General features: G+C 66.0%; 30 protein-coding genes. All 30 read right to left on the reverse strand.

The features are described 5' to 3' along the window. Window positions 1-14: 14 nt before the first annotated feature. The 30 genes from truA to rplD all read right to left on the reverse strand — a co-directional run bounded on the left by truA (window position 15) and on the right by rplD (window position 17,080). The gene (gene truA / locus ACIOMQ_RS02790) at window positions 15-869 is read right to left on the reverse strand and encodes a tRNA pseudouridine(38-40) synthase TruA (protein WP_362195970.1); all 855 of its coding nucleotides are present in this window, start codon (window positions 867-869) and stop codon (window positions 15-17) included. An 87-nt stretch (window positions 870-956) separates the two neighbouring features. Next, the gene (gene rplQ, locus ACIOMQ_RS02795) at window positions 957-1,460 is read right to left on the reverse strand and encodes a 50S ribosomal protein L17 (protein ID WP_362195967.1); all 504 of its coding nucleotides are present in this window, start codon (window positions 1,458-1,460) and stop codon (window positions 957-959) included. Between the two features lie 240 nt (window positions 1,461-1,700). Then, entirely contained in the window at window positions 1,701-2,723 is a 1,023-nt protein-coding gene (locus ACIOMQ_RS02800; RefSeq protein WP_003966937.1) for a DNA-directed RNA polymerase subunit alpha, read from the reverse strand. Between the two features lie 106 nt (window positions 2,724-2,829). Next, window positions 2,830-3,456 (reverse strand): 30S ribosomal protein S4, encoded by a 627-nt coding sequence (gene rpsD, locus ACIOMQ_RS02805; RefSeq protein ID WP_093897256.1) that lies wholly within the window; start codon window positions 3,454-3,456, stop codon window positions 2,830-2,832. 30 nt (window positions 3,457-3,486) lie between these two features. Continuing rightward, on the reverse strand, window positions 3,487-3,891 hold the full coding sequence (rpsK, locus tag ACIOMQ_RS02810) for a 30S ribosomal protein S11 (RefSeq protein ID WP_003956432.1): 405 nt from the start codon (window positions 3,889-3,891) through the stop codon (window positions 3,487-3,489). 105 nt (window positions 3,892-3,996) lie between these two features. Continuing rightward, window positions 3,997-4,377, reverse strand: a complete 381-nt coding sequence (gene rpsM / locus ACIOMQ_RS02815) for a 30S ribosomal protein S13 (RefSeq protein ID WP_018519286.1) — start codon at window positions 4,375-4,377, stop codon at window positions 3,997-3,999. A gap of 194 nt (window positions 4,378-4,571) precedes the next feature. Beyond that, complete coding sequence (gene rpmJ, locus ACIOMQ_RS02820) at window positions 4,572-4,685, reverse strand: 50S ribosomal protein L36 (protein WP_003956441.1); 114 nt, start codon at window positions 4,683-4,685, stop codon at window positions 4,572-4,574. A gap of 60 nt (window positions 4,686-4,745) precedes the next feature. After that, on the reverse strand, window positions 4,746-4,967 hold the full coding sequence (gene infA, locus ACIOMQ_RS02825; RefSeq protein ID WP_003956442.1) for a translation initiation factor IF-1: 222 nt from the start codon (window positions 4,965-4,967) through the stop codon (window positions 4,746-4,748). 235 nt (window positions 4,968-5,202) lie between these two features. Then, window positions 5,203-6,039, reverse strand: a complete 837-nt coding sequence (map, locus tag ACIOMQ_RS02830) for a type I methionyl aminopeptidase (RefSeq protein ID WP_362195962.1) — start codon at window positions 6,037-6,039, stop codon at window positions 5,203-5,205. Between the two features lie 130 nt (window positions 6,040-6,169). Then, complete coding sequence (locus ACIOMQ_RS02835) at window positions 6,170-6,826, reverse strand: adenylate kinase (RefSeq protein WP_362195959.1); 657 nt, start codon at window positions 6,824-6,826, stop codon at window positions 6,170-6,172. Next, window positions 6,826-8,145 (reverse strand): preprotein translocase subunit SecY, encoded by a 1,320-nt coding sequence (gene secY / locus ACIOMQ_RS02840; RefSeq protein ID WP_093540755.1) that lies wholly within the window; start codon window positions 8,143-8,145, stop codon window positions 6,826-6,828. The genes ACIOMQ_RS02835 and secY overlap by 1 nt, the downstream gene beginning before the upstream one ends. Before the next feature lie 215 nt (window positions 8,146-8,360). Further along, window positions 8,361-8,816: a 50S ribosomal protein L15 gene (rplO, locus tag ACIOMQ_RS02845; protein WP_018550610.1), complete on the reverse strand. Its 456-nt coding sequence runs from the start codon at window positions 8,814-8,816 to the stop codon at window positions 8,361-8,363. Between the two features lies 1 nt (window position 8,817). Further along, window positions 8,818-9,000: a 50S ribosomal protein L30 gene (gene rpmD, locus ACIOMQ_RS02850; RefSeq protein WP_018550611.1), complete on the reverse strand. Its 183-nt coding sequence runs from the start codon at window positions 8,998-9,000 to the stop codon at window positions 8,818-8,820. Beyond that, entirely contained in the window at window positions 9,000-9,605 is a 606-nt protein-coding gene (gene rpsE / locus ACIOMQ_RS02855; RefSeq protein WP_030914151.1) for a 30S ribosomal protein S5, read from the reverse strand. The genes rpmD and rpsE overlap by 1 nt, the downstream gene beginning before the upstream one ends. Window positions 9,606-9,652: 47 nt before the next feature. Then, window positions 9,653-10,036, reverse strand: a complete 384-nt coding sequence (rplR, locus tag ACIOMQ_RS02860) for a 50S ribosomal protein L18 (RefSeq protein WP_093540756.1) — start codon at window positions 10,034-10,036, stop codon at window positions 9,653-9,655. Window positions 10,037-10,038: 2 nt separating this feature from the next. Then, window positions 10,039-10,578: a 50S ribosomal protein L6 gene (gene rplF, locus ACIOMQ_RS02865; RefSeq protein ID WP_030914145.1), complete on the reverse strand. Its 540-nt coding sequence runs from the start codon at window positions 10,576-10,578 to the stop codon at window positions 10,039-10,041. 21 nt (window positions 10,579-10,599) lie between these two features. Next, window positions 10,600-10,998, reverse strand: a complete 399-nt coding sequence (gene rpsH / locus ACIOMQ_RS02870) for a 30S ribosomal protein S8 (RefSeq protein WP_037688013.1) — start codon at window positions 10,996-10,998, stop codon at window positions 10,600-10,602. A gap of 224 nt (window positions 10,999-11,222) precedes the next feature. Continuing rightward, the gene (locus ACIOMQ_RS02875; protein WP_003948630.1) at window positions 11,223-11,408 is read right to left on the reverse strand and encodes a type Z 30S ribosomal protein S14; all 186 of its coding nucleotides are present in this window, start codon (window positions 11,406-11,408) and stop codon (window positions 11,223-11,225) included. Window positions 11,409-11,410: 2 nt separating this feature from the next. Then, a complete protein-coding gene (gene rplE, locus ACIOMQ_RS02880; RefSeq protein WP_037688009.1) occupies window positions 11,411-11,968 on the reverse strand; it encodes a 50S ribosomal protein L5 in 558 nt (185 codons plus the stop codon). Beyond that, the gene (gene rplX / locus ACIOMQ_RS02885) at window positions 11,968-12,291 is read right to left on the reverse strand and encodes a 50S ribosomal protein L24 (RefSeq protein ID WP_003966949.1); all 324 of its coding nucleotides are present in this window, start codon (window positions 12,289-12,291) and stop codon (window positions 11,968-11,970) included. Before rplX ends, rplE begins: the two co-directional genes overlap by 1 nt. A gap of 2 nt (window positions 12,292-12,293) precedes the next feature. Next, window positions 12,294-12,662 (reverse strand): 50S ribosomal protein L14, encoded by a 369-nt coding sequence (gene rplN, locus ACIOMQ_RS02890; RefSeq protein ID WP_003966950.1) that lies wholly within the window; start codon window positions 12,660-12,662, stop codon window positions 12,294-12,296. A 107-nt stretch (window positions 12,663-12,769) separates the two neighbouring features. After that, window positions 12,770-13,054, reverse strand: coding sequence for a 30S ribosomal protein S17 (gene rpsQ, locus ACIOMQ_RS02895; RefSeq protein WP_030977953.1), 285 nt, complete (start codon window positions 13,052-13,054; stop codon window positions 12,770-12,772). Beyond that, window positions 13,054-13,278: a 50S ribosomal protein L29 gene (gene rpmC, locus ACIOMQ_RS02900; protein WP_015035581.1), complete on the reverse strand. Its 225-nt coding sequence runs from the start codon at window positions 13,276-13,278 to the stop codon at window positions 13,054-13,056. Before rpmC ends, rpsQ begins: the two co-directional genes overlap by 1 nt. Further along, window positions 13,278-13,697 (reverse strand): 50S ribosomal protein L16, encoded by a 420-nt coding sequence (gene rplP, locus ACIOMQ_RS02905; protein ID WP_014047785.1) that lies wholly within the window; start codon window positions 13,695-13,697, stop codon window positions 13,278-13,280. Before rplP ends, rpmC begins: the two co-directional genes overlap by 1 nt. Before the next feature lie 5 nt (window positions 13,698-13,702). Then, entirely contained in the window at window positions 13,703-14,545 is an 843-nt protein-coding gene (gene rpsC / locus ACIOMQ_RS02910) for a 30S ribosomal protein S3 (protein ID WP_093540760.1), read from the reverse strand. Then, window positions 14,545-14,892, reverse strand: coding sequence for a 50S ribosomal protein L22 (gene rplV, locus ACIOMQ_RS02915; protein ID WP_004571827.1), 348 nt, complete (start codon window positions 14,890-14,892; stop codon window positions 14,545-14,547). The genes rpsC and rplV overlap by 1 nt, the downstream gene beginning before the upstream one ends. 43 nt (window positions 14,893-14,935) lie before the next feature. Beyond that, window positions 14,936-15,217: a 30S ribosomal protein S19 gene (gene rpsS / locus ACIOMQ_RS02920; protein ID WP_003966956.1), complete on the reverse strand. Its 282-nt coding sequence runs from the start codon at window positions 15,215-15,217 to the stop codon at window positions 14,936-14,938. A gap of 12 nt (window positions 15,218-15,229) precedes the next feature. Beyond that, the gene (gene rplB, locus ACIOMQ_RS02925) at window positions 15,230-16,066 is read right to left on the reverse strand and encodes a 50S ribosomal protein L2 (protein ID WP_124716938.1); all 837 of its coding nucleotides are present in this window, start codon (window positions 16,064-16,066) and stop codon (window positions 15,230-15,232) included. 40 nt (window positions 16,067-16,106) lie between these two features. Further along, the gene (gene rplW, locus ACIOMQ_RS02930; protein ID WP_093897250.1) at window positions 16,107-16,430 is read right to left on the reverse strand and encodes a 50S ribosomal protein L23; all 324 of its coding nucleotides are present in this window, start codon (window positions 16,428-16,430) and stop codon (window positions 16,107-16,109) included. Further along, window positions 16,430-17,080, reverse strand: coding sequence for a 50S ribosomal protein L4 (gene rplD / locus ACIOMQ_RS02935; RefSeq protein ID WP_362195953.1), 651 nt, complete (start codon window positions 17,078-17,080; stop codon window positions 16,430-16,432). Before rplD ends, rplW begins: the two co-directional genes overlap by 1 nt.

Here is a 17,080-nt window from a genome sequence, read left to right on the forward strand (position 1 = left end):
CTCGCGCGGAGGGCTCAGCAGCAGCCGTCCCCGGGGAGCGTGCGCACGTTGCGCGCCTCCTTGGCACGGGCGGCCAGCGAATCGGCGGCCGGGTAGGCCACTTCCTCCAGCGTCAGCCCATGGGGACGCACCACGTGCACGCCGGGATCCCGCACCCGCGCCGCCAGCACCCGCGCGGGCCACTCGGCCGGCCGGCGCCCGTCCCCGACGAACAGCGCCGCCCCGATCAGCGCCCGCACCATGTTGTGGCAGAACGCGTCGGCCTGCACGGTCGCCGTCATGATCCCGGACGCCTCGTCCCGTACCCAGCTCAGCTTCTGCAGCGTACGGATGGTCGTCGCGCCCTCGCGCTTCTTGCAATACGCGGCGAAGTCGTGCTCCCCGACCATCCGGGCCGCCGCCTCGTTCATCGCGTCGATGTCCAACGCCCGGTCGTGCCAGAGCACATGACCGCGCAGCAGCGGATCCACCCCACCGGGACGATCGGCGACGCGGTACGCGTAACGGCGCCACAGCGCCGAGAACCGGGCGTTGAACCCGGCCGGCGCCTCGGCGATCCGCCAGATCCGCACATCGGGCGCCATCCGCCCGGCCATCCGCCGCAGCAGCTTGTCCGCGTGCTCGGCCCACACCTCGGCCGGCAGATCGACATGGGCGACCTGGCCCCGGGCGTGCACCCCGGCGTCCGTGCGCCCGGCGACGGTCAGGTCGTACGTCCGCGAGGACCGCGTCACGGTCCTCAGCGCGTCCTCGATCTCCCCCTGGACCGTCCGCCTGCCGGTCTGTTTGGCCCAGCCGGAGAAGTCCTTGCCGTCGTATGCCAGGTCCAGCCGCACCCGCACAAAGCCGGGCTCCACTTCGTCACTCACCGAAGGATCCTTTTCTGCCAGTACATACGGAACGGGCCCGCACCGCCCCGAAGGGTGATGCGGGCCCGTCCAGTGGTCTCAGAACGCTCAGGCGTCCTTGGACTCGGCGTCGGCCTCGGCCGGCTTGGCGTCCTCGACGACCTCGGCCGCAGCCGCGTCCTCCTTGAGGGCGTCTTCCTTGACCGCACGCTTCGTGGCGGCCTCGGCCTCACCGGTGGCCTGCTGGGCCACGGTCAGCGCCTCGACCAGCTCGATGACGGCCATCGGGGCGTTGTCGCCGCGACGGTTGCCGATCTTGGTGATGCGGGTGTAACCACCGGGGCGGTTCTCGTACCGCGGGGCGATCTCGGTGAAGAGCGTGTGCACGATGCCCTTGTCCGTGATCGACTGCAGCACCAGGCGACGGTTGTGGATGTCGCCCTTCTTCGCCTTGGTGATGAAACGCTCGGCGACCGGACGCAGGCGACGGGCCTTGGCCTCGGTCGTGGTGATGCGGCCGTGCTCGAACAGCGACTTCGCGAGGTTGTTGAGAAGAAGCTTCTCGTGCGCAGCGCTGCCGCCCAGACGGGCGCCCTTGGCGGGCTTCGGCATGGTTTTTCTCCTTGTGTGCTGCACCGGCCGTATCAGGTACCGGTGTCAGTTCCCGTGCGGCGGGCGCCACACGGAAGGTCAAGAGCCGATCGGGCCACCGATCAAAATCGAGCCCGTCCGGCGATTGAGGACGACGCCCTCACGCCCGAGCCCAGAATCAAGCCCGTCCGGCGATTGAGGACAAGGCCTCACCCCGGCCCGGGGCACCCGAAGAACCAGGGCACCCCGGCCGGAGGCGAATCAGTACTGCTCGGTCTCCACGAAACCGGCGTCCGCGTCGTCATCGGCGCCGAACGCGTCGGCCGCGGCCGTCGGGTCGAATCCGGGCGGGCTGTCCTTGAGCGCGAGACCCATGCCGGCCAGCTTCGCCTTGACCTCGTCGATCGACTTCGCACCGAAGTTGCGGATGTCGAGCAGGTCGGCCTCGGAACGAGCCACGAGCTCACCCACGGAGTGGATGCCCTCGCGCTTGAGGCAGTTGTACGAGCGGACCGTGAGCTCCAGCTCCTCGATCGGCAGCGCCAGATCGGCGGCGAGCGCGGCGTCCGTCGGCGACGGGCCCATGTCGATGCCCTCGGCGTCGATGTTGAGCTCGCGCGCCAGACCGAACAGCTCGACCAGGGTCTTGCCGGCCGAAGCCATGGCGTCACGCGGACGCATGGCCTGCTTGGTCTCGACGTCGACGATCAGCTTGTCGAAGTCGGTGCGCTGCTCGACACGGGTCGCCTCGACCTTGTACGTGACCTTGAGCACCGGCGAGTAGATGGAGTCGACCGGGATACGGCCGATCTCCTGGCCCACCTGCTTGTTCTGGACCGCGGAGACGTAGCCGCGACCGCGCTCGACGGTCAGCTCCATCTCCAGCTTGCCCTTGCCGTTCAGCGTGGCCAGGACCAGGTCCGGGTTGTGGACCTCGACACCGGCCGGCGGGGCGATGTCAGCAGCGGTGACCAGGCCGGGGCCCTGCTTGCGCAGGTACATCACGACCGGCTCGTCGTGCTCCGAGGAGACGACCAGCTGCTTGATGTTGAGGATGAGGTCGGTGACGTCCTCCTTGACGCCCGGCACGGTGGTGAACTCGTGCAGGACACCGTCGATCCGGATGCTGGTGACAGCGGCGCCCGGGATCGAGGAGAGGAGCGTGCGGCGGAGAGAGTTGCCGAGGGTGTAGCCGAAGCCCGGCTCCAGCGGCTCGATGACGAACCGGGAGCGGAACTCGTCAACGACCTCTTCGGTCAGCGACGGACGCTGAGCGATAAGCATGTTGGTTCCTTCAGTCGTGGGCGCCCACTATTTGACGCCCCCAGATACTGACAAGGGTACGGGCGGCACGACCCGAAAGGGCCGTACCGCCCGGACCCACGAGCTCCTACTTGGAGTAGAGCTCGACGATCAGCTGCTCCTGCACCTGGGTGTCGATCACCTGGCGCTCGGGCAGGGAGTGCACGAGGATCCGCATCGTCGACGGCACGGCTTCGAGCCATGCCGGTACGGTGCGCTCGCCGGCCTCGGCCTGGGCCACCTGGAAGGGGGTCAGGGCCTTGGACTTCTGACGAACCTCGATCACGTCGTTCACGGCGACGCGGGCCGACGGAATGTCGGTCTTCGTGCCGTTCACTGCGATGTGTCCGTGACGCACCAGCTGACGGGCGTGGTCGCGGGACTTGGCGAAGCCTGCCCGGTAGACCACGTTGTCGAGGCGGGTCTCAAGGATGCGCAGAAGGTTCTCACCGGTCTTGCCGGTCTTCTGGTTCGCTTCCTTGTAGTAGTTCACGAACTGTCGTTCGAGGACACCGTAGATACGCGAGCACTTCTGCTTCTCACGAAGCTGAAGGAGGTACTCGCTGTCCTTGGTGCGCCCGCGTCCGTGCTCACCCGGGGGGTAAGGACGGATCTCGATCGGGCACTTCGCGCTCTCGCACTTGCTGCCCTTGAGGAACAGCTTCTGCTTCTCCCGACGGCAACGCTTGCAGTCGGCCCCGGTGTATCGCGCCATTTTCCAGTTGTCTCCGTTGCTTCAGACGGATCAGACGCGGCGGCGCTTGGGCGGCCGGCATCCGTTGTGCGGAGTGGGGGTGACGTCCTGGATCGAGCCGACCTCCAGGCCGGTGGCCTGGAGCGAACGGATCGCGGTCTCGCGGCCGGAGCCCGGACCCTTGACGAAGACGTCAACCTTGCGCATGCCGTGCTCCTGCGCGCGGCGGGCGGCCGACTCGGCGGCCATCTGCGCGGCGAAGGGGGTGGACTTGCGCGAGCCCTTGAAGCCGACGTGGCCGGCGGAGGCCCAGGAGATCACGTTGCCCGAGGGGTCCGTGATCGAGACGATGGTGTTGTTGAACGTGCTCTTGATGTGCGCGTGGCCGTGAGCGACGTTCTTCTTTTCCTTGCGACGCACCTTCTTGGCTGCGCCCTGACGACCCTTGGGGGGCATGTCTTGACTCCAGATGGAGAGGGGAGGTGATCGGTCCTACAGCGAAGACCGCTGGTTGCTGCGGACGGCCGGTGATCCGGGCGACCGCAGTGCGTCCGCTGAGGACTACTTCTTGCCCGGCTTCTTCTTACCGGCGATCGCGCGACGCGGGCCCTTGCGGGTACGAGCGTTCGTGCTGGTGCGCTGGCCGTGGACCGGCAGACCGCGGCGGTGACGCAGGCCCTGGTAGCAGCCGATCTCGACCTTGCGGCGGATGTCGGCCTGGATCTCGCGACGAAGGTCACCCTCGGTGCGGAGGTTGGCGTCCACGTACTCGCGGATCTTGACCAGGTCCTCTTCGGCCAGGTCACGAACGCGGGTGTTGGGGTTCACGCCAGTGGTGGCGAGAATCTCCTTGGACCGGGTGCGCCCGATACCGAAGACGTAGGTGAGGGCAACCTCCACGCGCTTTTCGCGCGGGATGTCAACACCTGAAACGCGTGCCATTCAATGGCTCCAGTTGTTCATTCGGGGGTCTTCCGCAGCGCCACTCCCGACCGCCGACCTCTCATGACGAGAGGTGGTACGCCCAGGTCCCCGGCCCCCGCCGGAGGTGTCGTCAGCCGAAGCTTGGACGGACTCTGCGTATGTACGTATTACGTGCGTCGCGCGAAGTACTGCGAGATGCAGGGGGTCGTGCGTCAGCCCTGGCGCTGCTTGTGGCGCAGGTTGTCGCAGATGACCATGACCCGACCGTGGCGGCGGATCACCTTGCACTTGTCGCAGATCTTCTTGACGCTCGGCTTGACCTTCATGGGATGTCAGGTTCTCCGGGTCAGTGCCGTCACCACGCCGAAACGGGGTGGAGGCAAGATCTACTTGTAGCGGTAGACGATCCGGCCACGCGTCAGGTCGTACGGGGAGAGCTCCACGACGACCCGGTCATCCGGAAGGATTCGGATGTAGTGCATCCGCATCTTGCCGCTGATGTGCGCGAGGACCTTGTGACCGTTCTGGAGTTCCACCTTGAACATGGCGTTCGGGAGGGACTCGATCACGGTGCCCTCAATTTCGATGGCACCTTGCTTCTTGGCCACGCTTCGCCTTTCGAATCGGCTACCTTGATCGGCTTTCGACATCGCATGTGGACACACGGATGCACGAGAGCCGACGAGTCAGTCTACGTCAGCGGACCCCAAAAGACGAATCCGTCAAGTTTGCCCACCCGGGGAGATCCTTAGACCTCCACAAGGGGGTCAAATCGACCGGTGAGAGGCTCCCTCTGATCCTTGAGACCCCGGGGCAGGGCCCCGGTACCGCCTCGACGAGTGATCAGCCCAACGGGTCCGGAGCCGCCTCGATGCCGTACTGGGCCAGCTTCGCCTTGCCGCAGTCGGGGGCGGTCAGGACCAGGGGGCCCTGTTCCGTGAGGGCGATCGAGTGCTCCCAGTGGGAGGACCAGGTGCCGTCCGTCGTGATCACGGTCCAGTCGTCCTGGAGCACCTCGGTCTGCGGCGTACCCAGGGAGACCATCGGCTCGATCGCCAGGCAGACGCCCGGGACGAGCTTGATGCCCTTGCCGCGCTTGCGGGCGACGTAGTTCAGCAGGTGCGGGTCCATGTGCATCTCGGTGCCGATGCCGTGGCCGCCGTAGTCCTCGATGATCCCGTACTTGCCGGTGGCGGGGCGGGGCTGGCGACGGATGTAGGACTCGATCGCCTTCGAGATGTCGACGAGGCGGTTGTTCACCTTCATCGCGGCGATACCGGCCCACATGGACTCCTCGGTCACCCGGGAGAGCTCGACCAGCTCCGGAGCGTGACCGGTGCCGACGAAGGCCGTGTACGCGGCGTCGCCGTGCCAGCCGTCGACGATCGCGCCGGCGTCGATGGAGATGATGTCGCCGTCCTTCAGGACGGTCTTGTCGTCCGGGATGCCGTGGACGACGACCTCGTTGACCGAGGTGCAGATGGTCGCGGGGAACCCGCCGTACCCGAGGAAGTTCGACTTCGCGCCGTGGTCGGCGATCACCTTGCGGGCGACCCGGTCCAGGTCCAGCGTGGTGGCACCGGGGACCGCCGCCTCGCGGGTGGCCGCGTGAATGGCAGCGACCACCAGCCCCGCCTCACGCATCTTCGCGATCTGCTCGGGGGTCTTGATCTGCACCATTGCGCGGCGCCTCTCTGCATCGGACTGCATCGAACGGTGACTGCGGCGTACTCAACGATACGGCGCAAACAGTCGGGCGCGGCGCCCATGGACGCCGCGGCCGACTGGAGGAGTACTGCGGGAGTTGCGCTCAGCCCTTGTCGGACTTGAGGGCTTCCATCGCCCGCTCGGTCACATCGGTGACCTTGCCGAGCGCCGAGATGGTGACCACCAGGTTCTGGGCCCTGTAGTAGTCGATGATCGGCTCGGTCTGCGTGTGGTAGACCTCCAGCCGGGTACGAACCGTGTCCTCGGTGTCGTCGTCACGCTGGAACAGCTCGCCGCCGCAGGTGTCGCAGACGCCCTCGGTCTTCGGCGGGTTGTACGTCACGTGGAAGACGTGCGATCCGTCGTTCCGGCAGATCCGGCGGCCCGCGATGCGCTTGACCACCTCGTCCTCGGGGACCTCCAGGTCCAGGACGGCGTCCAGCTTGGTGCCCTCGTCCTTGAGCATGGCGTCAAGGGCCTCGGCCTGCCCCACGTTGCGGGGGAAGCCGTCCAGCAGGAAGCCGTTCTCGGCGTCGGGCTGGGACATGCGGTCCTTGGCCATCCCGATGGTGACCTCGTCCGGTACCAACTGCCCCGCGTCCATGTAGGCGCGGGCCTGCTTGCCAAGTTCGGTGCCCTGGCTGATGTTGGCGCGGAAGAGATCGCCCGTGGAGATCTGCGGAATCGACAGGTTCTTGGCAAGGTACGCAGCCTGCGTTCCCTTGCCGGCACCGGGCGGCCCGACGAGGACGATTCGCATCAGCGGAGGAACCCTTCGTAATTGCGCTGCTGGAGCTGACTCTCGATCTGCTTCACGGTCTCCAGCCCCACACCCACGATGATCAGGATGCTCGTCCCGCCGAACGGGAAGTTGGCGTTCGCACCACCGAAGCCGGCCAACGCCATCGTCGGCACAAGAGCGATCAGACCCAAGTACAGCGAGCCCGGCCAAGTGATCCTGTTGAGCACGTAGCTCAGGTACTCGGCAGTAGGTCGACCAGCCCGGATACCCGGGATGAAGCCACCATACTTCTTCATGTTGTCGGCGACTTCCTCGGGGTTGAACGAAATCGCCACATAGAAGAAGGCGAAGAAGACGATCAACAGGAAGTACGCGGTGATGTAGTACGGGTGGTCGCCCTTGACGAAGTTGTCCTTGATCCAGGTGGCCCAGCCCGCGGTGGAGTTGGAGAACTGGACGATCAGGGCCGGAATGTAGAGCAGCGAAGAAGCGAAGATGACGGGAATCACACCCGCCTGATTCACCTTCAGCGGAATGTACGTCGAGGTTCCGCCGTACGACCTGCGGCCGATCATGCGCTTCGCGTACTGCACCGGGATACGGCGCTGGGCCTGCTCGACGAAGACGACGAGGCCCACCATCACGAAGCCGATCAGGATGACGGTGCCGAATTCGATCCAGCCGTCGGCCAGCTTGCCGCTGGTCTTGATGGCCCACAGGGCACCGGGGAAGCTGGCGGCGATCGAGATGAACATCAGGATCGACATGCCGTTGCCGATGCCGCGGTCGGTGATGAGCTCACCGAGCCACATGACGGCCGCGGTGCCCGCGGTCATCGTGATCACCATGACGATGGTCGTGAAGATCGACTGGTTCGGCACGATCTGGTCGGCGACCGGGCAGCCGCTGAAGAGCGCGCCACTGGTGGCGGTGGCCACCAGGCCGGTGCCCTGGAGGATGGCGAGCGCGACGGTCAGATAACGCGTGTACTGCGTGATCTTGGCCTGGCCGGACTGCCCCTCCTTCTTGAGCGCCTCGAGTCGGGGAATCACCACGGTCAGCAGCTGGAGAATGATGCTGGCCGTGATGTACGGCATGATGCCGAGCGCGAAGATCGTGATCTGCAGCAGTGCACCACCGCTGAACATGTTCACCAGGCCGAAGAGGCTGTTGTTGCCCTTGCTGGCCTGATCAACACAGGTCTGGACGTTCTCGTAGCTCACTCCCGGTACCGGGATGTGCGCCCCGAGCCGGTAGAGCACGATGATGCCGAGCGTGAAGAGCAGCTTCTTGCGCAGGTCGGGCGTCTTGAACGCCCGGGCGAACGCGGTGAGCACGGTGCCTCCTGCGACCCCCGCGCAATGCGTAGAGGTGACGGTCTTGAGGATCGACGAATACGTAACAGTCAAAGGTCCCCGGGCGGGTGCCCAGGGGGATACCACACAACAACGCACGCCACCTTACCGGCGACCATGCCCCCCTAGGAACGACCAACCGGGGATGCCCCATATGAGAGGCATCCCCGGTCGGATGTTCAGGCCATCGAGTTGTCTCAGACGAGCTCGGTGACGGTGCCGCCGGCGGCGGCAATCTTCTCCTTGGCGGAGCCGGAGACGGCGTCAACCGAAACCTGCAGCGCCACGGAGATCTCGCCCTGTCCGAGGACCTTGACGAGGTGGTTGTTGCGCACCGCACCCTTGGCGACCAGGTCGGCCACGGTGACCTCTCCACCCTCGGGGTAGAGCGTCGCGAGCTTGTCCAGGTTCACGACCTGGTACTCGGTGCGGAACGGGTTCTTGAAGCCCTTGAGCTTCGGGAGACGCATGTGGAGGGGCATCTGCCCACCCTCGAAGCGCTCCGGAACCTGGTAACGGGCCTTGGTGCCCTTGGTGCCACGACCGGCGGTCTTACCCTTGGACGCCTCACCACGACCCACACGGGTCTTGGCGGTCTTGGCGCCCGGGGCGGGCCGGAGGTCATGGGCCTTCAGCGGCTTGTTCTCAGCCATGTCAGTCGACCTCCTCAACCGTCACGAGGTGGCGGACGGTGTGCACCATTCCGCGGAACTCGGGGCGGTCCTCCTTGACAACCACGTCGTGCAGGCGCTTGAGCCCGAGCGAACGCAGCGTGTCGCGGTGGTTCTGCTTGCTGCCGATGTACGACTTCGTCTGCGTGATCTTGAGGCGAGCCATTACGCACCCGCTCCCGCACGTGCACGGAGCAGAGCCGCGGGGGCGACGTCCTCAAGGGGCAGACCACGGCGCGCCGCGATCTCCTCGGGACGCTGCAGGCCCTTGAGGGCCGCCACGGTCGCGTGCACGATGTTGATCGCGTTGTCGGAGCCGAGCGACTTCGACAGGATGTCGTGAACGCCGGCGCACTCCAGAACGGCGCGCACCGGGCCACCGGCGATAACACCGGTACCGGGGGAAGCAGGCTTCAGCAGGACGACGCCCGCGGCCTTCTCGCCCTGGATCGGGTGAGGAATGGTGCCCTGGATGCGCGGAACCTTGAAGAAGTTCTTCTTGGCTTCTTCCACGCCCTTGGCGATGGCCGCGGGAACTTCCTTGGCCTTGCCGTAACCGACACCGACGGTGCCGTCACCATCGCCCACCACGACCAGCGCGGTGAAGCTGAAGCGACGACCACCCTTCACAACCTTGGCGACGCGGTTGATCGCGACAACGCGCTCAACGTACGCGGTCTTCTCGGCGGCAGCTGCGCCGCCGTCACGGCCCTTCCGGTCCCGCCGCTCGCCGCCACCGGCACCGCTTCCGCGGCGCTGGGGTCCAGCCATTGGATTTACCTCTCTCTGTTACGTCCGCTGTGCGTAGGAACCGGGGCTTAGAACTTCAGCCCGGCTTCACGGGCGGCGTCAGCCAGAGCGGCAATCCGCCCGGCGTACTGGTTACCACCGCGGTCAAACACGACGGCCTCGACGCCTGCGGCCTTGGCACGCTCAGCGACCAGGGCGCCGACCTGCTTGGCCTGGGTGCTCTTGTCGCCCTCGCCACCACGGATGGAGACGTCCAGGGTCGACGCCGACGCGAGCGTGTGGCCCGCGATGTCGTCGATGACCTGAGCGACCATGTGGCGGTTGGACCGCGTCACGACCAAGCGCGGACGCTCCGGCGAACCGGAGATGTGCTTGCGGACGCGGATGTGGCGACGCTTGAGGGCGGCACGCTTGTAGGCGTCGCCCTTGGCGATCTTCACGCCGTATGCCATGGCTACTTACCAGCCTTTCCGACCTTGCGGCGGATGACCTCGCCGGCGTACTTGACGCCCTTGGCCTTGTACGGGTCAGGCTTCCGCAGCTTGCGGATCTTGGCCGCGGTCTCGCCGACCTTCTGCTTGTCGATGCCCTCGACCGAGAACTTCGTGGGGGACTCCACCTTGAAGGTGATGCCCTCCGGAGCCTCGATCAGGATCGGGTGGCTGTAGCCCAGGGCGAACTCCAGGTTGGAGCCCTTCGCCTGGACGCGGTAACCGACACCACTGATCTCGAGCGCCTTGGTGTATCCCTGGGTCACACCGGTGATCATGTTCGCCACCAGCGTGCGGGACAGGCCGTGAAGGGCCTTGTTCTGACGCTCGTCGTTCGGGCGGACGACGTTCAGGACGCCGTCCTCACCCTTGGTGACCTCGATCGGCGACGCAACGGTGTGCGAGAGGGTGCCCTTGGGGCCCTTCACCGCGACCGTGCGGCCATCGATGGTGACGTCCACACCGGCGGGAACCTGGATGGGGAGCTTGCCGATTCGCGACATGAGCTATTCCTCCGTTCCCGACTACCAGACGTAGGCGAGGACTTCCCCACCTACGCCCTTCTTGCTGGCCTGCTGGCCGGTCAGGAGACCGTGGGACGTGGAGATGATCGCCACGCCCAGGCCGCCGAGGACCTTCGGCAGGTTGGTGGACTTTGCGTATACACGCAGACCCGGCTTCGAGATTCGCTTGATGCCGGCGATCGAGCGCTCGCGGTTCGGGCCGAACTTCAGCTCGAGGACGAGGTTCTTGCCGACCTCGGCGTCCTCGACCTTCCAGCCCGTGATGAAGCCCTCCTGCTGGAGGATCTCCGCGATGTGCGACTTGATCTTGCTGTGCGGCATCACGACGGAGTCGTGGTACGCCGAGTTCGCGTTACGCAGACGCGTGAGCATGTCTGCGATGGGATCAGTCATGGTCATGAATTGGCCTTCGGCCTCTCTCGCCGGGGTTTCCTGTATGCGCCATCCCTCTCCCCACTCAGTGGCGGGACGGGTGCGGTGCGGGGACCTACGGCGTAGTAAGTCGGTCTTGGACGGCAGGCGCCCAACCCCACAAGCCTACGGCATGTGAGGGCGGGCTCCTGCCGACCAGATGCTTACCGAGAGCTTCCGTCAATTCCCAACGCCCGGAGGGCGAAGGAGAATTACCAGGAGCTCTTGGTCACGCCCGGCAGCTCGCCACGGTGAGCCATCTCACGAAGGCACACGCGGCACAGGCCGAACTTGCGGTAGACGGAGTGGGGCCGGCCGCAGCGCTGGCAGCGGGTGTACCCGCGAACGCCGAACTTCGGCTTACGGGCGGCCTTAGCGATCAGAGCCTTCTTCGCCACGGTCAGTTCTCCTTGAACGGGAAGCCGAGGTGACGAAGGAGGGCACGACCCTCGTCGTCATTGGTCGCCGTGGTGACCACGGTGATGTCCATGCCCCGGACCCGGTCGATCTTGTCCTGGTCGATCTCGTGGAACATGACCTGCTCCGTGAGACCGAAGGTGTAGTTGCCACGGCCGTCGAACTGCTTCGGCGACAGACCACGGAAGTCACGGATACGCGGCAGCGCGAGCGACAGCGTACGGTCCAGGAACTCCCACATCCGGTCACCACGAAGGGTGACGTGGCAGCCGATCGGCTGGCCCTCGCGCAGCTTGAACTGCGCGATGGACTTGCGGGCCTTGGTGACGGCCGGCTTCTGGCCGGTGATCGTGGTGAGGTCGCGCACGGCGCCGTCGATCAGCTTGGAGTCGCGGGCGGCGTCGCCCACACCCATGTTGACCACGATCTTGACCAGGCCGGGAATCTGCATGACGTTCTCGTACGAGAACTCCTCACGCAGCTTGCCGGCGATTTCCTCGCGGTAGCGCGTCTTGAGACGCGGCGCAGTGGTGGCAGTCATCAGATGTCCTCACCGGTCCGCTTGGCAACGCGGATCTTGTTGCCCTCGTCGTCAAAGCGGTAGCCGACGCGGGTGACGACCTTGTTGCCGTCCTTCTCCACGACCAGCTGAACGTTGCTGACGTGAATCGGGGCCTCGGTGGTGACAATGCCACCCGTCTGCGAGCCGCGAGCCGTCTGACCGGCCTTGGTGTGCTTCTTGACCCGGTTGACACCCTCGACGAGGACGCGGTCCTGAGCGGGGTAGGCCACGATGACCTTGCCCTGCTTGCCCTTGTCCTTACCGGTGATGACCTGAACCAGGTCGCCCTTCTTGATCTTCATGCTTACAGCACCTCCGGCGCGAGCGAGATGATCTTCATGAACTTCTTCTCGCGCAGCTCACGGCCCACCGGGCCGAAGATACGGGTGCCGCGGGGGTCGCCGTCGTTCTTCAGAATGACGGCGGCGTTCTCGTCGAAGCGGATGTACGAGCCATCCTGACGACGACGCTCCTTGACGGTGCGAACGATGACGGCCTTGACGACGTCACCCTTCTTCACGTTGCCACCGGGGATCGCGTCCTTGACGGTGGCGACGATGACGTCACCGATGCCCGCGTAGCGGCGACCCGAACCACCGAGAACACGGATGGTGAGGATTTCCTTCGCACCCGTGTTGTCGGCGACGCGAAGTCGCGACTCCTGCTGGATCACGTCTATCTCCTGATCGTCTGCCGGTTCCCGGCGGGGGCCACTCCGTCACCGGAGCGGACCCCCACCGAGCCTGGCGGAACTTGCCTGAGGGGAATGCCCCTCAGGAATTACTTGGCCTTCTCGAGGATCTCGACGACGCGCCACCGCTTCGTGGCGGACAGCGGCCGGGTCTCCATCAGGAGGACGCGGTCGCCGACGCCTGCGGCGTTCTGCTCGTCGTGCGCCTTGAGCTTGTTGGTACGGCGGATGACCTTGCCGTACAGCGCGTGCTTGACACGGTCCTCGACAGCGACGACGACGGTCTTGTCCATCTTGTCGCTGACGACCAGACCCTCACGGGTCTTGCGGAAACCGCGGTCGGTGTTCGTCTCAGTCACAGTCTTCTCGCTCATCAGGCGCTCTCCACCGTCTCGATGCCCAGCTCGCGCTCGCGCATCAGGGTGTAGATCCGGGCGATGTCCTTACGGACGGACTTGAGCCGGCCGTGGTTCTCGAGCTGCCCCGTCGCCGCCTGGAAGCGGAGGTTGAACAGCTCTTCCTTGGCCTCGCGGAGCTTGTTGAGGAGCTCCTCGTTGCCCAGCTCGCGCAGCTCGGACGCCTTGGTACCGGCCGACATCACGACTCACCTGCCTCGCGCCGAACGATCCGGCACTTCATCGGAAGCTTGTGAGCAGCGCGGGTAAGCGCCTCACGAGCAATCTTCTCGTTCGGGTAGGACAGCTCGAACATCACCCGACCCGGCTTGACGTTCGCGATCCACCACTCGGGAGAACCCTTACCGGAACCCATGCGGGTCTCGGCCGGCTTCTTCGTCAGGGGACGGTCCGGGTAGATGTTGATCCAGACCTTGCCGCCACGCTTGATGTGACGGGTCATCGCGATACGAGCTGCCTCGATCTGACGGTTCGTCACGTACGCCGGGGTCAGCGCCTGGATGCCGTACTCGCCGAACGCAACCTGCGTGCCACCCTTGGACATACCGCTGCGCTTCGGGTGGTGCTGCTTGCGGTGCTTGACCCTACGGGGGATCAGCATTTCGGTCAGGCCTCCGTTCCGGTGCTCTCGGCAGCCGGAGCGGCAGCGGCGGGAGCCTCGGCCTTGGGGGCCTCGGCAGCCGGAGCCGACTGCTGCTGCGGCTTGCGACCGCGACCGCCACGCTCGCCACCGCGGCCACCACGGCCGGCCGGGCGGTCAGCGCCGCCACGGGCCGGGCGGTTGCCGGCGCGGGCAGCGGCGTTCTCGGCGCGGACCTCGGCGATGTTCTTGACGTCGCCCTTGTAGATCCAGACCTTCACACCGATGCGGCCGAAGGTCGTCTTGGCCTCGAAGAAGCCGTAGTCGACGTTCGCACGGAGCGTGTGCAGGGGCACACGGCCCTCGCGGTAGAACTCCGAGCGGGACATCTCGGCGCCGCCGAGGCGACCGCCGCACTGGATCTTGATGCCCTTGGCGCCGGCCTTCATCGAGCTCTGCATGCTCTTGCGCATGGCACGACGGAAGGAGACGCGGGAGGAGAGCTGCTCGGCGACGGCCTGGGCCACCAGCTGAGCGTCCACCTCGGGGTTCTTGACCTCGAGGATGTTCAGCTGGACCTGCTTGCCGGTCAGCTTCTCCAGCTCGCCACGGATGCGGTCGGCCTCGGCGCCGCGGCGGCCGATGACGATGCCCGGGCGGGCGGTGTGGATGTCAACGCGGACGCGGTCGCGGGTGCGCTCGATCTCGACCTTCGAGATGCCGGCCCGCTCCATGCCCTTCGTCATCATGCGACGAATGGCGACGTCTTCCTTGACGTAGTCCTTGTACAGCTTGTCGGCGTACCAGCGGGACTTGAAGTCCGTGGTGATGCCGAGCCGGAACCCGTGCGGGTTTACCTTCTGGCCCATTACCGGGTTCCTTCCTTGCTGCTGACGACCACGGTGATGTGGCTGGTCCGCTTACGGATCCGGTAGGCACGGCCCTGGGCACGCGGACGGAACCGCTTCAGGGTCGGGCCCTCGTCCACGTACGCCTCGCTGATGACCAGCGAAGAGGCGTCGGTGTGGTCGTAGTTGTGTGCGGCGTTGGCAATGGCGCTGTCCAGCACCTTGCCAACCGGCACGCTCGCGGCCTGCGGGGCGAAACGCAGGACCGCCTGAGCCTCCGTGGCATCCATGCCACGGATGAGGTCCACCACGCGGCGGGCCTTCATGGGCGTGACGCGGATGTACCGCGCCTGGGCCCTGGCTTCCATGGTTGTCCCTTCGGTGTAAGTCATAGTCGTTTCCACCCCGCGGTTAGCGGCGCTTCGACTTCCGGTCGTCCTTGACGTGGCCGCGGAAGGTGCGAGTCGGCGAGAACTCGCCGAGCTTGTGGCCGACCATCGACTCGGTGACGAACACCGGGACGTGGATCTTGCCGTTGTGCACCGCGATGGTGTGACCCAGCATGGCCGGGACGATCATCGAGCGACGGGACCAGGTCTTGATGACGTTCTTGGTGCCTGCCTCGTTCTGTACGTCCACCTTCTTGATGAGGTGGCCGTCGACGAAGGGCCCCTTCTTGAGACTGCGCGGCATCTAAACCCGCTCCTAGCGCTTCTTGTTCGTCTTGCGGCGGCGGACGATGTACTTGTTCGATGCCTTCTTCGGCGAACGAGTACGACCCTCCTTCTGACCCCACGGCGAGACCGGGTGGCGACCACCGGAGGTCTTGCCCTCACCACCACCGTGCGGGTGGTCAACCGGGTTCATCGCGACACCGCGGACGGTCGGGCGAACGCCCTTCCAGCGCATGCGGCCGGCCTTGCCCCAGTTGATGTTCGACTGCTCGGCGTTGCCGACCTCACCGATGGTGGCGCGGCAGCGGGCGTCGACCAGGCGGATCTCACCCGACGGCATACGAAGGTGGGCCATGGTGCCCTCCTTCGCCAGCAGCTGCACGGAGGCACCCGCGGAACGGGCGAACTTCGCGCCGCCGCCGGGCCGCAGCTCGATGGCGTGGATGGTCGTACCGACCGGGATGTTGCGCAGCGCCAGGTTGTTGCCGGGCTTGATGTCGGCGGCCGGGCCGTTCTCGACACGGTCGCCCTGCGTCAGGCCACGCGGCGCGATGATGTAGCGCTTCTCGCCGTCCGCGTAGTGCAGGAGCGCGATGCGCGCGGTGCGGTTCGGGTCGTACTCGATGTGCGCGACCTTGGCCGGCACGCCGTCCTTGTCGTGACGACGGAAGTCGATCACTCGGTAGGCGCGCTTGTGGCCACCGCCCTGGTGGCGAACGGTCACACGACCGGCGTTGTTACGGCCGCCCTTGCTGTGCAGGGGGCGGACCAGCGACTTCTCCGGCGTGGACCGCGTGATCTCGACAAAGTCGGCGACGCTGGAGCCACGACGGCCCGGGGTCGTCGGCTTGTACTTGCGGATACCCATTTCTCAGTCCTCGTCCGATTCCGGACGATCCAGACCGCCCTCAGGCGGTCGGACCGCCGAAGATGTCGATACGGTCGCCCTCGGCGAGGGTCACGATTGCGCGCTTGGTGTCAGCACGCTTGCCGAAACCGGTCTTGGTGCGCTTGCGCTTACCCTGCCGGTTGATCGTGTTGACCCCGGTGACCTTGACCGAGAAGACCGCTTCCACGGCCTGCTTGATCTGGGTCTTGTTGGAGCCGGGCGCGACGATGAACGTGTACTTGTTCTCGTCGAGCAGCGCGTAGCTCTTCTCGGAAACAACCGGCTTGACGAGAACGTCGCGCGGGTCCGAGTAGGTCTTGCTGGTAACGGTCGCCTCGCTCATCAGGCGTCGCTCCCTTCGGTCTCAGCGGTCTGGGGGCCAGACACGAAGGACTCGAGGGCGGCCTGGGTGAAGACCACGTCGTCAGAGACGATCACGTCGTACGTGTTCAGCTGGCCCGGCTCCAGGATGTGCACCTGGGGCAGGTTGCGGGCGGACAGCCACGCGGCCTCGTCGGCGCGGTCGACGACCAGGAGCAGGTTCTTGCGCTCCGAGATCTTGCCGAACAGCGTCTTGGCGGCCTTCGTGGACACCGCACCGTCGACCACGCCGGTGACGACGTGGATACGGGAGTGACGGGCCCGGTCGGAGAGGGCACCGCGCAGGGCGGCGGCCTTCATCTTCTTCGGGGTCCGCTGCGAGTAGTCACGCGGCTGCGGGCCGTGGACGACGCCACCGCCGGCGAACTGCGGCGCACGGGTCGAACCCTGGCGCGCGCGGCCGGTGCCCTTCTGGCGGTACGGCTTGCGGCCACCGCCACGGACTTCGCCGCGGGTCTTGGTCTTGTGCGTGCCCTGACGGGCAGCTGCCAGCTGTGCGACGACGACCTGGTGGATCAGCGGAACGCTGGTCTTCGCGTCGAAGATCTCCGAGGGGAGCTCGACGGTACCGGCCTTGTCGCCTGCCGGCGAAAGGATGTCAATGGTGCTCAT

It is taken from the genome of Streptomyces sp. NPDC087845 (assembly GCF_044742755.1).
Lineage (GTDB): Bacteria > Actinomycetota > Actinomycetes > Streptomycetales > Streptomycetaceae > Streptomyces.

Bases quoted from the DNA above. Each gene is read 5' to 3' on its own strand.
- map (WP_362195962.1), bottom strand. From the start codon at position 6,039: ATGGTGCAGATCAAGACCCCCGAGCAGATCGCGAAGATGCGTGAGGCG.
- rpmJ (WP_003956441.1), bottom strand. From the start codon at position 4,685: ATGAAGGTCAAGCCGAGCGTCAAGAAGATCTGCGACAAGTGCAAGGTG.
- rpsM (WP_018519286.1), bottom strand. From the start codon at position 4,377: ATGGCACGCGTTTCAGGTGTTGACATCCCGCGCGAAAAGCGCGTGGAG.
- rplQ (WP_362195967.1), bottom strand. From the start codon at position 1,460: ATGCCGAAGCCCGCCAAGGGCGCCCGTCTGGGCGGCAGCGCTGCGCAC.
- rpsE (WP_030914151.1), bottom strand. From the start codon at position 9,605: ATGGCTGGACCCCAGCGCCGCGGAAGCGGTGCCGGTGGCGGCGAGCGG.
- rpmC (WP_015035581.1), bottom strand. From the start codon at position 13,278: ATGTCGGCCGGTACCAAGGCGTCCGAGCTGCGCGAGCTGGGCAACGAG.
- rplP (WP_014047785.1), bottom strand. From the start codon at position 13,697: ATGCTGATCCCCCGTAGGGTCAAGCACCGCAAGCAGCACCACCCGAAG.
- rplE (WP_037688009.1), bottom strand. From the start codon at position 11,968: ATGACTGCCACCACTGCGCCGCGTCTCAAGACGCGCTACCGCGAGGAA.
- rplB (WP_124716938.1), bottom strand. From the start codon at position 16,066: ATGGGTATCCGCAAGTACAAGCCGACGACCCCGGGCCGTCGTGGCTCC.
- rpsK (WP_003956432.1), bottom strand. From the start codon at position 3,891: ATGCCCCCCAAGGGTCGTCAGGGCGCAGCCAAGAAGGTGCGTCGCAAG.
- ACIOMQ_RS02800 (WP_003966937.1), bottom strand. From the start codon at position 2,723: ATGCTTATCGCTCAGCGTCCGTCGCTGACCGAAGAGGTCGTTGACGAG.
- rplX (WP_003966949.1), bottom strand. From the start codon at position 12,291: ATGAAGATCAAGAAGGGCGACCTGGTTCAGGTCATCACCGGTAAGGAC.
- rplR (WP_093540756.1), bottom strand. From the start codon at position 10,036: ATGGCATACGGCGTGAAGATCGCCAAGGGCGACGCCTACAAGCGTGCC.
- rpsD (WP_093897256.1), bottom strand. From the start codon at position 3,456: ATGGCGCGATACACCGGGGCCGACTGCAAGCGTTGCCGTCGGGAGAAG.
- rplF (WP_030914145.1), bottom strand. From the start codon at position 10,578: ATGTCGCGAATCGGCAAGCTCCCCATCCAGGTTCCCGCCGGTGTGGAC.
- rplV (WP_004571827.1), bottom strand. From the start codon at position 14,892: ATGGAAGCCAGGGCCCAGGCGCGGTACATCCGCGTCACGCCCATGAAG.
- rplO (WP_018550610.1), bottom strand. From the start codon at position 8,816: ATGGCTGAGAACAAGCCGCTGAAGGCCCATGACCTCCGGCCCGCCCCG.
- rpsC (WP_093540760.1), bottom strand. From the start codon at position 14,545: ATGGGCCAGAAGGTAAACCCGCACGGGTTCCGGCTCGGCATCACCACG.
- rpsQ (WP_030977953.1), bottom strand. From the start codon at position 13,054: ATGAGCGAGAAGACTGTGACTGAGACGAACACCGACCGCGGTTTCCGC.
- rpsS (WP_003966956.1), bottom strand. From the start codon at position 15,217: ATGCCGCGCAGTCTCAAGAAGGGGCCCTTCGTCGACGGCCACCTCATC.
- rpsH (WP_037688013.1), bottom strand. From the start codon at position 10,998: ATGACCATGACTGATCCCATCGCAGACATGCTCACGCGTCTGCGTAAC.
- rpmD (WP_018550611.1), bottom strand. From the start codon at position 9,000: ATGGCTCGCCTCAAGATCACGCAGACGAAGTCGTACATCGGCAGCAAG.
- rplD (WP_362195953.1), bottom strand. From the start codon at position 17,080: ATGAGCACCATTGACATCCTTTCGCCGGCAGGCGACAAGGCCGGTACC.
- rplW (WP_093897250.1), bottom strand. From the start codon at position 16,430: ATGAGCGAGGCGACCGTTACCAGCAAGACCTACTCGGACCCGCGCGAC.
- ACIOMQ_RS02835 (WP_362195959.1), bottom strand. From the start codon at position 6,826: ATGCGAATCGTCCTCGTCGGGCCGCCCGGTGCCGGCAAGGGAACGCAG.